Annotated in this window: 15 protein-coding genes; 6 read left to right on the top strand and 9 right to left on the bottom strand. The window is 57.1% G+C overall.

Annotated features, from left to right (window positions below):
* Positions 1-363 precede the first annotated feature (363 nt).
* Together IEY58_RS30690 and IEY58_RS30685 are read right to left on the bottom strand one after the other, a co-directional pair.
* Positions 364-4707 carry an NACHT domain-containing protein gene (locus tag IEY58_RS30690; protein ID WP_229744082.1) on the bottom strand — a complete coding sequence of 1448 codons (4344 nt, stop codon included), beginning with the start codon at positions 4705-4707 and terminating at the stop codon, positions 364-366.
* 514 nt (positions 4708-5221) lie between these two features.
* The gene (locus IEY58_RS30685; protein ID WP_189051989.1) at positions 5222-5482 is read right to left on the bottom strand and encodes a helix-turn-helix domain-containing protein; all 261 of its coding nucleotides are present in this window, start codon (positions 5480-5482) and stop codon (positions 5222-5224) included.
* A gap of 59 nt (positions 5483-5541) precedes the next feature.
* On the opposite strand from IEY58_RS30685, the gene IEY58_RS30680 reads away from it, so the two are divergent.
* Positions 5542-6255, top strand: a complete 714-nt coding sequence (locus IEY58_RS30680; protein ID WP_189051988.1) for a hypothetical protein — start codon at positions 5542-5544, stop codon at positions 6253-6255.
* Positions 6256-6485: 230 nt separating this feature from the next.
* Here the strand turns inward: IEY58_RS30680 and IEY58_RS30675 are convergent, their stop codons facing one another.
* On the bottom strand, positions 6486-6890 hold the full coding sequence (locus IEY58_RS30675; protein WP_189051987.1) for a VOC family protein: 405 nt from the start codon (positions 6888-6890) through the stop codon (positions 6486-6488).
* 605 nt (positions 6891-7495) lie between these two features.
* Between IEY58_RS30675 and IEY58_RS30670 the strand changes: the two genes are divergently transcribed.
* Entirely contained in the window at positions 7496-8035 is a 540-nt protein-coding gene (locus IEY58_RS30670) for a hypothetical protein (RefSeq protein ID WP_189051986.1), read from the top strand.
* A gap of 19 nt (positions 8036-8054) precedes the next feature.
* Here the strand turns inward: IEY58_RS30670 and IEY58_RS30665 are convergent, their stop codons facing one another.
* From IEY58_RS30665 to IEY58_RS34695, 3 genes are read right to left on the bottom strand one after another with little or no spacing between them, the layout of a single operon-like run.
* On the bottom strand, positions 8055-8402 hold the full coding sequence (locus IEY58_RS30665; protein ID WP_229744080.1) for a hypothetical protein: 348 nt from the start codon (positions 8400-8402) through the stop codon (positions 8055-8057).
* 51 nt (positions 8403-8453) lie between these two features.
* Positions 8454-9014 (bottom strand): hypothetical protein, encoded by a 561-nt coding sequence (locus IEY58_RS30660; RefSeq protein ID WP_189051985.1) that lies wholly within the window; start codon positions 9012-9014, stop codon positions 8454-8456.
* 25 nt (positions 9015-9039) lie between these two features.
* Entirely contained in the window at positions 9040-9165 is a 126-nt protein-coding gene (locus IEY58_RS34695; RefSeq protein WP_268237602.1) for a hypothetical protein, read from the bottom strand.
* A 133-nt stretch (positions 9166-9298) separates the two neighbouring features.
* Between IEY58_RS34695 and IEY58_RS30655 the strand changes: the two genes are divergently transcribed.
* From IEY58_RS30655 to IEY58_RS30645, 3 genes are all read left to right on the top strand, one after another.
* Positions 9299-9763, top strand: a complete 465-nt coding sequence (locus IEY58_RS30655) for a helix-turn-helix domain-containing protein (RefSeq protein ID WP_189051984.1) — start codon at positions 9299-9301, stop codon at positions 9761-9763.
* Positions 9764-9868: 105 nt separating this feature from the next.
* Positions 9869-10180: a hypothetical protein gene (locus IEY58_RS30650; protein WP_229744079.1), complete on the top strand. Its 312-nt coding sequence runs from the start codon at positions 9869-9871 to the stop codon at positions 10178-10180.
* 75 nt (positions 10181-10255) lie between these two features.
* Positions 10256-11392: a hypothetical protein gene (locus IEY58_RS30645; RefSeq protein WP_189051983.1), complete on the top strand. Its 1137-nt coding sequence runs from the start codon at positions 10256-10258 to the stop codon at positions 11390-11392.
* 97 nt (positions 11393-11489) lie between these two features.
* Here IEY58_RS30645 and IEY58_RS30640 read toward each other — a convergent pair whose 3' ends face one another.
* The 3 genes from IEY58_RS30640 to IEY58_RS30630 all read right to left on the bottom strand — a co-directional run bounded on the left by IEY58_RS30640 (position 11490) and on the right by IEY58_RS30630 (position 13560).
* Positions 11490-12311, bottom strand: a complete 822-nt coding sequence (locus IEY58_RS30640; protein ID WP_189051982.1) for a hypothetical protein — start codon at positions 12309-12311, stop codon at positions 11490-11492.
* A 203-nt stretch (positions 12312-12514) separates the two neighbouring features.
* The gene (locus IEY58_RS30635) at positions 12515-13183 is read right to left on the bottom strand and encodes an ADP-ribosyltransferase (protein ID WP_189051981.1); all 669 of its coding nucleotides are present in this window, start codon (positions 13181-13183) and stop codon (positions 12515-12517) included.
* Between the two features lie 110 nt (positions 13184-13293).
* Entirely contained in the window at positions 13294-13560 is a 267-nt protein-coding gene (locus tag IEY58_RS30630; protein WP_189051980.1) for a hypothetical protein, read from the bottom strand.
* A gap of 432 nt (positions 13561-13992) precedes the next feature.
* Between IEY58_RS30630 and IEY58_RS30625 the strand changes: the two genes are divergently transcribed.
* Positions 13993-14472, top strand: coding sequence for a hypothetical protein (locus IEY58_RS30625; protein WP_189051979.1), 480 nt, complete (start codon positions 13993-13995; stop codon positions 14470-14472).
* Positions 14473-14673: the final 201 nt, after the last annotated feature.

The raw sequence follows: 14673 nt of genomic DNA, 5'->3' as shown, positions 1-14673 counted from the left end.
CAACCAACATCCCCCGACCACCCGCTCGCATCCAGGAGCGGGCAGCTTGCCAACAGCAGCCTCAAGGGGGTCAATTTTGGACACCGATCACCCCTCAGCAGGGGTCAATTTTCCACGCCGAATAACAGCCGTCGGGGGGGCGTCCACCCCATCGCATACTCTTATTGTCGGGATGGCCTGAGAGCAGATCGTCCGCTTGGGGAGCGGAATACGCAATTCCGCCAATTTTTTCGGTGCCGTTCGTTGCACTGATAGGGTTCAAACTTGTCCGCCACGTCTCGCGGACATTGCGCTAGGTTCCGACATCGACTCATTGCTCGATAGCAACCGAGCCGCGCAAGTCTCTGTCTTCTCCAGCGCGACTCAGGGTGCGCGTCTCTTTTCCGTCCTGAGGCGCGGCCGAAGATCGATGCCCTTCGCCATGAGCTTTGCCGCCCCCCCAAGCTCTTTCGAGAGTCGGGCAGCTTCTTCATTTAGTACGATCATCAATTCTTCGAAGTCAATTCTCTTGCCTGTTTTGGGGTGATCCCACTCACGGCTCCTTGCGATGGTCACAAGAAGACACCCCGCACGGCACTCATCCGCCGCCATGTATTTCGTAAGGAGCTGATCGCTAATCGTGTTGAAAAGATCGGTCCCGGTTCGCTCGTCTCCAAGCTTGAGTTCGATGGTTCCTTGTTGATTGGATCCGGTTGATCTGAAACGAATGTCGGTTTCCTTCTCATCCGCAGTCACGGATTCTTGATCTATTGTGTAGCTGTGATTTCCAGCATCGCGTAATGTGCGCGCCAATTCTCGCCGCATAATATGTTCATCGGTGATGCCGGCCCATAGCTCGCGCGGAGAAATGTCCTGGAGCAAGAGATCATCGATATCGTCGAGCCGATCCCGCATAAGAGCGAACATCGCTTCGCGCGTCTTTGGCGGCGTCTCCCCCGTCTTGTCCAGAATTGCAAACTCGGCTTCTGTATACGGTACGTTGTCCGCCTCCTCGGCGGCTTTTTCCTCCGCGAGCGTAATGGCCCGATCCTTAATGTGATCAAACAAGGGATCGGCCGCCATTTCGAGCTTTGCGGTCCAACCCTCGTTGCCTGTCGTCGAGAGTAGGGCGTTAAGCACGGTGTTCCGGCTTCTCTCTGCGTTATCCCGCGTGTCCGGTGAATAGGAGCCTTCGCGGTGTGCATCGTCCCCGACCAGAACATGTTGGTAAGCAAGTCGAAGAAGCCTAAGCAGGAGCGACGGAGTAAATCCAGGCGCGCGGAGATCTACCTCGATGCCGCCAAAATCCCGGCCGAACAACTCAGCGAACAACTGCACGCCGACGCCTTTTTTTGAGGCCACGCTTTCTTTGAGGCCGTTCTCAAGAACTTCAACACCGCCGACCGCATTGAGATGAAGCAGGGTCGGTAGCCACGTGCTCGCAAAGGGGACAGCAAGGCCATCGGCTAAATGTTGCTTCGCAGTCATCTCTATCGAACGGCGATCATCGTCGTTGCCACTCTTGACGAGAATTTCGATCGCTTGGCGGAGGTTCTGTCCAAACTGTGCCTCATTCGGCGATGCATCGACCTGCACAACCTCGGACAGCCAAGCGCGAATACGGGGAATAAAAAGCGCAGCAACGATCGCGGATGCGTGACTTATGTTCTGTAGGAACATCGAATACGCGCTGGCGCCCACCACCTCCCGGAGCGAAATACTTAGTTCTTCTCCGAGAACCCGATCAACCTCCGCCGGATGCTCCACGGCAAGGCTTTCGAGCCACGACGGAAAGCCGTTTAGCTCCAATGGTGCATAGCGACAGGCCAGCTCGGCCTCCTGCTCTGTCAGCCGCTTCGCCCAGTTCGCATCTTCAGCTTCCGCAGCAATGCCGGCGAGGCCAAATTGCCATTTGACCAGAAACGTATCCTTTTGGCCGTCCGGACGTTCGCTGCGGAGCGTAGGCCTATCCGTGCGCCACGCAGCCATCATAGTTTCACGAAGCCGATCGGCAACGGGCCTGCCAAACTGCTCCTCTATGAACCGCCGGTTCCATCCCGACGCCCGGCTTTCCGGACCCGAACGCTCAACCGCCTGCCACAGATTCCAGGCCGTATTCTGGGCGCGGTCCACAGCAAAAACCTTGTCCGGGTCTCGCGCGATCTCGCGCCAAAACGTCACCCAACTTGCATAGGCCTTAGCCTCGCCTCGTTCGGCCTGCCTGGTGCGCTTCGCGTTTTCGGCTTCCATCCGGCGGAGTTGGGCGCTGACTTTCTGCGGCTTCAAGCGATTTTCGATTATCGCTGAGAGGCTCGGCGCGTCCGAGACGAACTGTTTGAGGCCCTCCAGCAGTTGTCGATGATCGGTCGCGTCACCGTTGAGCAGGAGCATTTCCGCCCATAGCATCATCTCCCGATGCTCCAGCGGCTCGTTAGGATTAGAGAGCCGCTTTCGAACCCATGCGGCGTCCTTTTCATTGTTGAGCTGGATGCCGCCGTTGCGAGAAAGTTCGTAGACCCGGTGCCACGCGTCGTTGGATTGACGCAGATTCCCCAGAAGGGCGTCTTCTTCCCAGAATGCGGTTTCGCGCGCATCAGGTTGGAGTCCTGCGAGCGCTGCTCGCAACTCTGCCACCATATCCTTGGTGCTGTAGTCCTCTCGCAACAGGCGAATCACAACAAGGCTCGACCGGATCCACGGCTCAGTTCCGAGACCGCCCGCCGCCTGCCGGCGGCATGCTGCGGCGAGTGCGGGGACCAAGTCAGGGCGCTTCGTCCGAAGGTGTGGGAATTGATCGCTTTTCCACGCTAAGCCATCGCCGATCAATTCCGTCAGCGCTTGGCGCAACTGATCGAGATAGTTCGGCGAGAGTCCGGCCGTCTCAATTCCACGCGGCAGGTAGTAATTCAGGGCACCGGCGCTGCGCGGTTTCTCCTTCACGCGCCGAAGTATTCGCGACAGACGCTCGACGGGCATATAGGTCGGAAATAAGTCTAGCACCGCTTGGCGCGCCATCACGTCCGGCCAAAGGGCGCTCTCAATGTCTATCGAGACCGAAAGCGCCTCAAGGCGCGGGTCGTTCAGCTGCAACAAAGCCTCAATGGCATGGCTACGCTCGCGGACCGTCCCGGCCGCGTCCATGGCGGCGGCGTAAGCGATGTCGGCGCATCCGTCGAGCTTTCCGGCCGCCACTATCCGCAACAAGAGATCGCGGATTTCTGAATTCTCGATCCCTTGATCCCACAGCCGCTTCACGCTGTCCGTAAGTTCCTGCGATGCAAAGCGGTGCACCTGAATGCGCGGTATGCTTAGACCGCGCCATCCGCCAAGGCGGTAACGCTCAGTATACGCTTCCAGCGCCCTGATCCTTTGCGTCGGACGCAACGATTGCGGGTCGCCGTGGTCCAGGACGACGGCCGGATCAAGTGCGACGATCTCGTCAAAAATTGTATCGCGCCAAAGGGCCAACCAAGCTGCAACCGGGCGCATCGATGGCCTAACCGTTCGCACACCTTGTGCTGTTTCCGTGAACAAGAGTCGCTTGATCGACTTGATTGGGACGCCGTGGGCCAATAGCGCATCGAGCCGTCGCGCGGCGAGAAACTCCACCACAGACCGATGGTGGAAGCGGACGCGGCCGTAACTTGCAAAGCCGAAAAGCGGGCGCTCCAGCAGCGTGGCCCGCGTCTCGGCACCCCAATTCTGCAAAACCTTGGACACATCGAGCGCCGCCTCGCTCGCACGAACGCTGTCGGTGTCAGCGCTATGTCGCAGCGTGAGCTTCCGAGTCAGCATCGCGGCCAGCGCCAGCCGGCTAGCACCCTCGATTGCCGTCTCTTGCGACAGCTCCGCTCTCTCTTTGCGCTCGATTCTTGGCTTTAGTTTCGTCGCGACGTTAGTCTCGACCTGCTCGAAATGGGAACGGATGCGATGATGGTCGCTCCAATCGGAGCACAGCTCGACTAAATCCTGCGGTCGCTCCGCGAACTCTTCTGCGCCGCGCTGGCCGATATCGACCAGAAGCGCATCTGGGTCCAAAACGCCTTGGAGCACTGCAAACTGGCGCATCTGCTCGCGTGACAGTGGCATAAGGCCGACATTGCGCCATGCCTTGGGGCCTCCCTCCGGCGCAGGCTTATGCTTGCTGCGATCCATGACCATGTCGGCGAAGGCTTCTGCCGTAGGCTCAGCCTCTGCGGGCACCGGAACTGGCAGATGCTTGACGATCAGCTCTCGATCAATGGGAACGGGTCGGGTCGTAATAACGACCCGCGCCCTCCCGAGCTGGCCGGCGAGCGCCTTGTTAAGTCGCTTCAATGCTTGATCGAACTTGCCAAGGGTAAGCTTCAGCTCGTCGATTGAATCCAAGAAAAATGTCGCAATCTCTGACTGAGAGCGCAGCCACGCGTCAAGCCGTTCTTCTTCGCCGTCCCCGCCGAGCATCTCGCGGACCGAGCTTCCAGCCAACGTCGCGAGGTCCAGAAAAAACGCAGGCTCTCCCGCCTCCCAGAGCTTGGCCTGTTGCGCTTGGCACTCGTACGTTTTGCCTGCGCCCGCTTCAGACACGATTAGGACGCGTTGGGAGCGCAGTAACTCGTCCCAGCCAAAGCTGACGCCCCGGCCGCCCCGGGTGAAGGCAGAGGCTTTCTCCATATCGCCAGCTTCCGCGTCCGACAGGTCAAAGAAAGAGCGGTTGATCGATGTCGGGTCACTAGGTGCTTCGGTCATCAAACAATCCAGTCCGCCTGCAAATCGTCTTCTTCGACCTTTGCCTTCTCACCACTATGTGTCGGAGAGGTGTCTTCACTCAATGATGAACAGTGGCGACTTTTCGGCCAAATTATTAGCATATTACGCTCTTAGACTGCCCGCGCCGTGCTCGGCAAACGGGCCAAACACTGGTCTCGTTGTCCAGGAGCGGACATTCTCGACCTCTGCTCCCAGTCAGAAGCGTCGGCTCGGTGAGGCTCCGCGTGAATTCAGTCGCAAGCCCAGCGCGCCGATAGCCGATTGTCAGACGCCCGGATTCCCGAGGCGCATGCCGCCCGGAGAACAGCGTCGATTGCCGCAATTCGGCTGAGGACGGACGTCGCCGAACGTCCGCTTCCTGGAAAGCAAGACAGATCGTTGTCGAGCGACCACCACTGGTCGATAGCCGCCGATCTTGATGAGCTTTGACCCTAGGTTGCACATTGGTAAAGAGCCCCTTCCGACCAGGCGGACAAACTGGCTGTTGGAAGCACTATTTCGGCTTCCTACCGCCCTTGAGCGGCCGGACTTCCGGTTCGTCGGGTGAGACGTCGTCGAAAAAACCGATGATGTCCCGGTCGAGCGCTTTCGCGATCCGATCCAACACCTCGACCGTCGGATTCTCCAGTCCGCGTTCCAACCGGCTCACGTAGGTGCGGTCGATGCCGGCATCGACGGCCAAGTTCTCCTGGGACAGCCCTTTGAGAACCCTCATTTTCCTGAGATTTCGCGCGACGATTGCTCGGATGTGCATACAGCAACCCGAGCAGCTTGAAGACCATTAAACCACGGAGTATGGTCCCATGATTTTCAATGCTGCGCCCGCGCATCGATCGCGTCAAAAGTATCTTTGGAGTGCCATTTATGTCCTGGTTGAACGTTCCAGAGAATCTGGAAAAGCTTAGTTCCGATTATCTGAAATACCCCCTCGAATTTTCCGTTTTCTCCGGAACAGTCGAGGCTTCAAGCGACAAAACATCCGTGAGTTCGTATTCGACCCCCACAACGACTCGGGTGAACGGGCAGTGGATCACGACGAGTGAAACGCACGTGACTTCCTCCACGGATCGCGAAATCTATGTTCGCAGCGGGGATATGGAAAAGCGATATGTTGCCAGCGGTGCCGGCTTTCCGGTTCGACCAGGTCAGACGGTCAAGCTGTGCATGGTTTCTGAGGTTGGAGCGGAGAAGGGCTACTGGTGCGGAGCGCTCAATACCAATATGGACGCGTTCACATCAGAGGCAAATTCCTACGGAAAGAAGTTCGCCCGAGTTAGCTCGTGGCACCTTCAGGTGATTATCGCCATGATGTTTATTGTCGGGTTCGGTGTTTATGGCCTTAGCTCGGCCGATCACGTGATAGCCGGGGCGGATTGGATGTCCGTGCAGGTTGGTTTTTGGGGTGGGATTATCCTGGGGACACCCCTTTCCCTGCTCGTTCAGCGTATGCGTAAAGACTTTGCTCAGGACCGATGCGCGAAAATCCTAGCAGCGCATATCCGCAGCGTTCTGAGTACTGCCGCTTAACCCTTGCTTGCAAGGCCAAGCCATCACCGAGCCGGAGGTCCAGGATAAGGAGTTCTGAGACTTCCGGCCAGGCGGCCCTCTGTGAAACGGCATCCGGTTGGCTCGCTGAGGTTCGCTCGCTCAATTGCGGCTCGAATGACTCGACTTCCGCTCTTGAGATTGGCGCAAAGCTCGTTGTGCGGGAACCGTGGGTCGAAGCCAGCCGAGCAGCGCAGGATAGATCCCGGCGTTTATGCGCTGGGATGCTGCCAATTCTTATATACGAACTCTATGCTGTGGCCGTCGGGATCGTAGACGTTCGCAGCGTAGTAGCGCGGATCGTAGTAGGCTCGGATGCCCGGCGCGCCGTTGTCCTCGGCGCCGGCATCCATCGCCGCCTTGTAGGCGGCATCGACCTCGGCCCGCGAAGAGGCGATGAAGCCGATGTGGAACGCGTCGCCCGCGACCCGTCCCTGGCGCAGCCAGAAGATAAGCCGCCCGTCCTTGCCGAAGCCCTTGAGGTCGGGATGCCCCGGCGGGCCGTCCTTGCCGTCATAGTCGATCCGCCAGGTGATGCCGACTGGGGCCAGCGCCTGCTCGTAGAAGCGGATCGACTTCACCAGATCGGCAACGGGCAGGAAAACATGGTCCAGCATGAGGGGCTCCTTCGAGGGCGCTGGCTGATCGGCGCCGTGGGCCGAGCAACGCGGCGCCGATAGTGCATCAGGTCCGGATCGATCTGAAGGCGTCCCGGACTTCTCGGACGAAAATCGTTGGCTGATCCAGCGCCGGGAAGTGCCTGCCACGCTCGGCCCGGTTCCAGTAGATCAGCTTCGAGGACGTTCGCTCGGCCTACGCCTTCCGCGACTGCGGTAGGTCCCCTGGAAAGACTGCGGACACCGCCGATCCGCGCTCATTGCAACGGGCAGCCGACGTTTCCGATCTTTCAGTTTGGCCGTACCAAGAGCCTGCCTGGATAGCCGAGTTTCCGGTGAACTCCCAGGGGCAGGCCGGGCGGCGGTGCATTCCATCCGGATGGAGATCACCAGGCTGAAGTTGCAGCTAGCCACTGAGCCGATCTCGCTCGTTGCCCTATACAATTTCCAATCGCAGTCAAAAATGGTATAATTCTGAAAAAATAAACCTTTACTTTCAGATCGGAAGATTGCGGATGGACTGCGCATGCCCCATCGTAAGGAGATAGAGTGCGCAGCCAACCTGTTACGAAACTTGGAGCGGCCATCCAGCCTCGGGGGGTAGTATGCCCAATAGCATTAAAGTTCGAATTTGGTTGCCGGCGCAGGAAGGCTTTCTTGGCGATGTTGCGAGGAAAGCAGGAGTTGGCCACGCCAGTATCACCCTAGTGTCCAACAATACAAAATATTACATCACCTGGATGGCGAACGGCACTCCACTACGGCCATGGGAACTCGAACCGTACATGAAATTTGAGAAGTTCGGGTTGCGGCAAGACAAAGGTAACATGATAGATTTCTTTGGAACGGCAAAATCTCAGTATAAATTTAACCTAGCGACGAGACAGCCTGACTCAGATGCCGACGGGCTTGACGCTCAGGCAATAGAGGCGTTCTGGCTCGAAAGATTGCAAAATCCACCCAAGTATTCTTTTATTAGCACTCGCAATAACTGCACGGGATGCGTAGCGGACGCGCTTCGTGCCGGCGGTCTGGAAAACTGGGTGAACATGCCGCAGGCGAACTTCGTGCAGGACGCAGGTGACTTGTTGGCTTGGCTCCTGGAGGCCGAGCAAAAGGGCGTGGCCCACAAAGCGAGAGGATAAAGTCTCTGAGGCTGGTGATTCAGAAATCAAATTCAATGTCCGACGACAGCGTGCCCTTTAGCGCGACCAGGCGGGCTCCGAAATCGTCCTCCAGGGCGAGCTTCACCAGGGCCAGCTCGATAAGCTCCGAATCGCCAGTGACGCCGGCACGCCGCTTGGCGGCTTCCCGAAGCTTGGACGACACGCGAGCGGAGATCCGCGTGTCCTTGGTCGTCCCGATCAGGCCGGCCGAACGGGCTTCCTCAAGCACCCGGCGATTACGCTGCCGAATGTCGAGCACGTCTCCAGCCATGCCGTGGCGCCCGAGCCGACGATTAAGCGGCGCGGCTGTCGCCTGAAGTTCCGTGTCTGTGTGGTTGATGGTCATGGACGCAATTGGACGTCAACTTGCAATGATCTCACGATTCGCAGGAGGTACTCACACCACTGACAACTCACACCTGATTCCAGTTTTTGCCAGAAGCCAAATCATATATGCGCTTCCAAGGTCGTTCGCCTTGAAGGCAGGATGATCATCGTCCCCTTTTTGGAGAGCATACCATTCATCAACAATGATGGCATCTGTCCATGTTCTAGGATTGCTCTCATCAGAACCTTTGGGGCGATCTATTACGAGAAAAACGTGGCCGCTAAATTTGTTTCCGAAGCTGAACAATTCTATCGAGTTAACGGCAAAATCTTTGCAGGATTTTATGATGTAACTCGATGCGCAGGCGAATGTTTGGCAGATGCCCGCCCATGGAATATTCTTCGCAAGCTCTCGACCCGTCTCTAAGTACATTTCGGAATTTTTGAGAATTCCGGTATGCACGGAAGTCCTTCTGTTTTTATCTACGCCAGGAAGACTCCAGGCCGCAAGCTTTTCATGCGTGTAAGGCTGATCCGCAGTCTGCCTCAATTCTTTGAAGGAATTCAAGACGCAGCAATCTTTCAATTGAGTGTCGTTGAGTGCCTTTTCTATGTTCGTCTTTCTCCCCATTGGCGTGTGCCCCTGCTTGATAACGTCAGTCGGCGAGAACGACGTTTTCTATGCGACGTAAAATAGCATCGGGAGAGCCGTACGCCGAAGCGGTTTGAATGGCGGGCGGACGTGTCCGCTCCAGCCCATCGTTCTGATTGCCGATGCTCATGTGGTTTAAGCCATTCCAAACCAAGGCGTCAGGACTGCCGTAGCGGCTGTCCCTGTATGTCGGTGATCCATGATAAGGGTCTGCCTTCGCCGCGCGAAATATTATGAGCGCTCAACCCAGGAGAACATTTGTCATGCGATCAAAAAATGGGACAACAACAACGACGGAAGTCTACGCGGGGCTTACCGACGAACAGCTCAACGCCATCGACCGTGCCGTTGGGAGCCAGGTCCGGTTGCGCCGGATACTGCTCGGGCTGTCCCAGGAGGCGGTGAGCAAGGTGCTGGGCCTCACATTCCAGCAGCTCCAAAAGTATGAGCACGGCACCAACCGCATCAGCGGCTCACGGCTCTTTCAGCTGTCGCTGATTCTGCACTGCCCGGTCTCGTTCTTCTTCGAAACCGTCGAGGTCGAGGGTGGCCTGGTGGCCGCGCAGCGCGCCCATGAAGCAGTTGCCGCAGCTGACGAGATCCCGAGCGATCTGATGAGGAAGCGCAAGACCGTCGAGCTGGTCCGCGCCTTCTATGCCATCGAGCATGTCAATGAACGCAACGCCGTCCTCGCTCTGCTCAAGACGATCGCGAAGGCGCCCGCCTGAAACGGCTGACGATTTTCGGCAGTACCATTGGCCATAATTGATAGAGGCACAAACTTGCTCAGTTCGGTTATTATGGATCCAGTACTTCCGAATTGAGTGACGGTGATGTCAGGGCGCGATTTGGCCACCCAAACGGTGAATTTCACGATCGGCAACTGTACGCCTATGCAGAGCAAGTCTGTCTTTGCTTTCGTGGACGTGGAGATTGTGATTTGTGGCGTGGGCTTTTGGATAAGGGGAGTCCAAGCGCGGCACGTTGCCGGCGGCGGCACCTCGATCCATCTGCCGACTTACCGCGCACCTGATGGCACCTGGCGGGCAGCGGTGGAACTCCCCGAAGACTTGGTCGCGCCGATGGCAGACGCCGTGCTGGCGTACCTAGTGGACGAGGGAGTGGCAGTCAGGAAGACGGCGTAGCTAGCGACGGCCGGTCTGCCGTCTGATTAGGTCTAGATTTCGGTTCTCCTTTGCGCGTTGCCGGCAATCCCGAACATGCTCATCTTCGACGACATCCCCCGGCCCGACACGAACGTACCCGAGCAGCACGAGGCCGCCTTCGCATACCTGAATCGCTCTGGGCGGCCTGAAGCCGCGCGTGTGCGTCAACTGGCAGAGGATTGGCTCACCCACTATCCCGCCGACCACCGCGACGCTCTAATTGCGCGTCTTCGCTCGACCATCGACGACCAGCATCGTGCTGCGTTCTTCGAGCTGTTTATTCACGAGTTGCTGCTCGCCCGCGAGCACCGGATCTTGGCAATCGAGCCGAAGCTGCCCCATACGCCGAAATCCCCGGACTTTCTAGTGGAAGCGAAGGAAGGCCACCGCCTCTACATCGAATGCGTCCTCGCCACCGGTCGGTCGCAGCAAGAGGTTGCCGCGCAGGCGAGGCTTAACCAGGCGCTAACCGCGATCGATCGGACATCGTCGCCGCGCCATTTCCTAGACCTGACCGTCCACGGCGTTCCGACCGCTCCGATATCGATCAACGCGATGACGAAGGCCTTGCGGGCATGGATTACCGGGTTGCCCGACGACGACGACGCGATGGACGCAGCACCGTTCCAGCATCAAGAGCATGGGGCGACGATCTCTCTGCGTGCGTTCCCCCGCCGGCATCCGGAGCGCGCTCGCCGCGCGATTGGGGCGCGGTTCTTCCCGGCGGGGCTTGTGACGGTCCCCGATGATGTGAGGGGCGCGTTGGAAAAGAAAGCCAGCCGCTACGGCGCGCTCGACCAGCCTTACGTGGTCGCGGTCAACGCGCTCGGGATGTTCGCTCGCGAGGATGCCGCCATCGATGCGCTGCTCGGCTCGCCCTGCATGGTGCTGGAACAGACAGCTGACGGGCTTGCCTCTCGCGAGGGCCGAAATCCGGATGGCGTCTGGAGCGGGCCTAGCGGCGCTCGCCGCAAGGGCTTGAGCGCCGTTCTTTCTACTGAACGGATCGATCCTTGGAATTTCGCTGTACGGCGTGGGCGACTGATCCGTAACCCTTGGACGACGGCACCGGTACCACCCTTTGATCTGGGTGTGGACGATTTTCAGCCCGAAAAGGGGCGCTACCGCATCGCTGCCGGGCAATCGATGGGCGAGATATTGGGTCTGCCAGACGGATGGCCGGAAGCTTAGTGGAATGGCGGCTCTTGAGATTTGACGACAGCCCGTTGAGCGTAGGTCTCGGTAGCGCAGTCGTGCCTCCACCCTATGCCGCGAGGCCGGTCTCGTCTCATGTCAACCGCCCATCGGAGTTATCGACAGCATTCGGCTTGAGACCATCCGAATCTTCAACGGCGTTCGGTTTCATAGCGTCCAAATAATCAAAAACATTCGGCTTTAATTCGTTCGAATCGTCGATAACATTCGGCCTCAAGGCGCTTGAATCGGCGATAGCTTTTAACTTAATTCGAGATTTGGGTTTGCGCTTTGCCCGCCTCATGATATCGGCAATTTCTTGTCTCGCCCTATCTCTAGATTCATCAAGTATTTCTCTTGCAATGCGCTCGATAACTTCCGTATCCATTAAACTATCAAATTTCCGCTGAACTTCTGCCTGCCGCTGCACCAAGTTGCGCAAGACTAGATCGATTTTCTCAAAATTACGCTGGCTGCCTTCTAAGAAGATATCGGCACGAGCCCGAAGCTCCGCGTAAGCATCAGCTGCTTCGTTTAACTTTGCCGTCTCCTTTTCATCAAGATACGTGTGGGAAATCAGAGCGATCAGGCCGGAGCTAAAGGCCACCAACGCCGCAAAAAGCTTTGTTCCAACGAGATCCATCGCCGGAAGGAACAATGCAGAGGTGGCGCCGCCAGAAATCAAAGACAGAATACCAGTGGCAAGCTGCACTTGCTTTTTCTTTTTGGATCGCGCCCGATATTTTTTTAAGCAGAGAAGTCTCTTTTCTTGGGCTACACCGCTGATCTGTCTAATCCGTATCAGTGGCACATAGTAAGAGAATTCTGGCCCAACATCTTTAATGTCTGCGACCAGATCGTCATTTGATAGTTCGTCAATGAATCTGGATGAAGCTTGATCGTCTCTGTCGGACACTTCTGCCCCCGTCTATTACTGTTAATTTACGCTCAATTCGTGCGTAACGGCCCTTAAAACAAATCTAGCCTCAGACGAAAAACGATAGGCCGGCTCGGGCGGAAGCCGGTCAGGCCGCTGACGGTTTGTGTCGCGCTTAACCCGAACGCTCGGCTCATTGGCTACTTTACAACATCAGATCAAGTTTAACGATCCCAGAAAGGTCACTTCACCAGCTCCAAAGTGATTTCCCGTAAGCCGCTGAAGTTCCAAGCACGGAACGAATCAGTGTAGTATTTAATGTTTCCTGCGCTCTCGGTGATGATCTTGAATTCGTGGAGTCGGCCAAGCAGCATCTCAGCCTCGCTGGAAGAGTGAGAAACGCTTCCAAGATATGCGACCGCCGTTCCCCTGGGGAGACGGATGGTAAGCATGCCCGCCTCCGGCAGCGATGTGCCAGGCGGCGCTACCAAGTGTGTCTGGAGATTGTTCCAGAACAATGACGTAGAGAGATAGGTCTGTGGCCGCCAAGTCGCACCCGACGAAAGCGGCGTCATGCCAGAGATGTCACCCATCGCACGATAGACGGTAAGTGGGTGACTTAATTGGCCAGCTGCCGCAATTGCCTGGTCAAGCTCGGCGATAATCGTCGCGGCGACGCCGGCCGGTGGCGCACCCGAATTCCGGAGTAAAAGATTGATGTCATAGGCAAGAGCTGTGCCGCCGTGCCATGGGCCAGACGCTCTGTAATCGGACAGCACAGCTTTCTGGGACTGGGAAAGTGCGTTGAATGAGGTAATCAGATCATTTGGATTTTGCACCAATTTCCCTCCCAGGCATCCGGAAAGCTTGCACGGCAATATCGCAAACACGATCGGTTCGCCATCAATCATGTCCGACCCGGCCTCGGGCAGATTTGCGGCGCAGACCCGAAAGACCTGGCATCAGACGGGTCTGCTTCAGAGATCATCGTAACGAAGCGCTAGCGTCTTACATGGGTCGATTATCGCCGGAAGGGTATAACGGTTGCCTGATCGAGGAAGGTCGCTATTCCCTCGTCCGAGACGGCCTGAAGAAATGCGGCGTAAGCGTCGTCGTCTGTGTTGAACGGATCATCCCACACGGTGGACGTGCCTTTGGCGTTGACGACCTCCAGCGTCCAGCCAGGTTGATCCTCAAGACGAAAGATGTTGACGGCCACGGTGATGCCGTCGCGCGTCACAGAGCCGGATAACCCGGATGTCACGATGTTCGGATCGCGTTCGCCCATTGTCTTCTCCTCCTGGCGGACCTTAGCTGGCGCGTCCAGGATGAACAATCGAACCCGCTGGGCAGCGCCCGGTATCCAAGCTGCCGAACAGAAGGCCGTACGCTCCAGCTTCGCGCCTTAGCTCAGTGCTTTGCACGGCCTCGGCGGATCCGGCCAGACGGCTCCGGTGGGAGAGCGGTATCGCGCGCCGCTCTCCCACCGGGCGGTGATCAATCAACCCGCCGACCGTGAGCCGGAGGGCCTTGGCCGGTGGTCTCAGAACATGGCATTCAGGATTTCCGGCTCGGCGGCTTGAACGGATGGCAGAAGACCTAGCACTACTTTGGCAGATTATATGGTGGGCGAGCGCCAGTCCTTCGCTGCCTTCTTGCCACTTGGGGAAGAAAGATGCTACGGTTTTCACGCAATGATACTAGCGTGAGATTGCGGATCATGCCGTTTCCTTATCAGATTCTGGCGGCGCTTCGCGACACCCTTCGTGGATTTGGCAAGAAGCCCGCCGGCTCTCTTATGCATGAATACGATACGGATGGTGAAATACCTTGTTTTTATTTTGCCGGTGATTTGCTTCAAAAGGTGGCCGGTGAGAACTATACTTCTGCAGAAAACTCGACGGCACTCGGCCCAAACAGCGGAACTCCCGAAGGGGCTTTTTTCCATTTCGCCGTGCAGGGGGAGCCGTCCGAATGCAATCATGGTTTTTGTGTCTATTTCTGGAATAATAATGCCATACTGATTCAAGTTTACGTCAATAAACCAGTTAAATTAATATTGCGGATGTCTCGACTTGATTTCTTGAATGCTATGGCAAATTTGAGGGCGGGGAATTGTGTCTCGGCATATGCCAATCTTTTTGGTGTTGCTATTGAGAAATTTACGCCACATTCAATTCAGACTTCTGTCGCAAACTAGGGCGGGAGATCATCATCAACAGTCGTTTCTACGACAACGGAAGATCGGCAGACAGTCGCGGATTATCCGTTAGGTTCTGTTGACAAAGCTCGGTAGCCAGATTTTGGCTGCGGCGAGATTGAGGAAGGCAAGGAAAGATTTCGTGGCCCCACGAGGGCCAGTTCATAAGCGCCGAACCGCCAGTGACGCCGGCACGCCGCT

Origin of the sequence: Aliidongia dinghuensis, assembly GCF_014643535.1 — a bacterium.
Taxonomy (GTDB): domain Bacteria; phylum Pseudomonadota; class Alphaproteobacteria; order ATCC43930; family CGMCC-115725; genus Aliidongia; species Aliidongia dinghuensis.
This window is presented reverse-complemented; position numbering and strand designations above follow the sequence as displayed.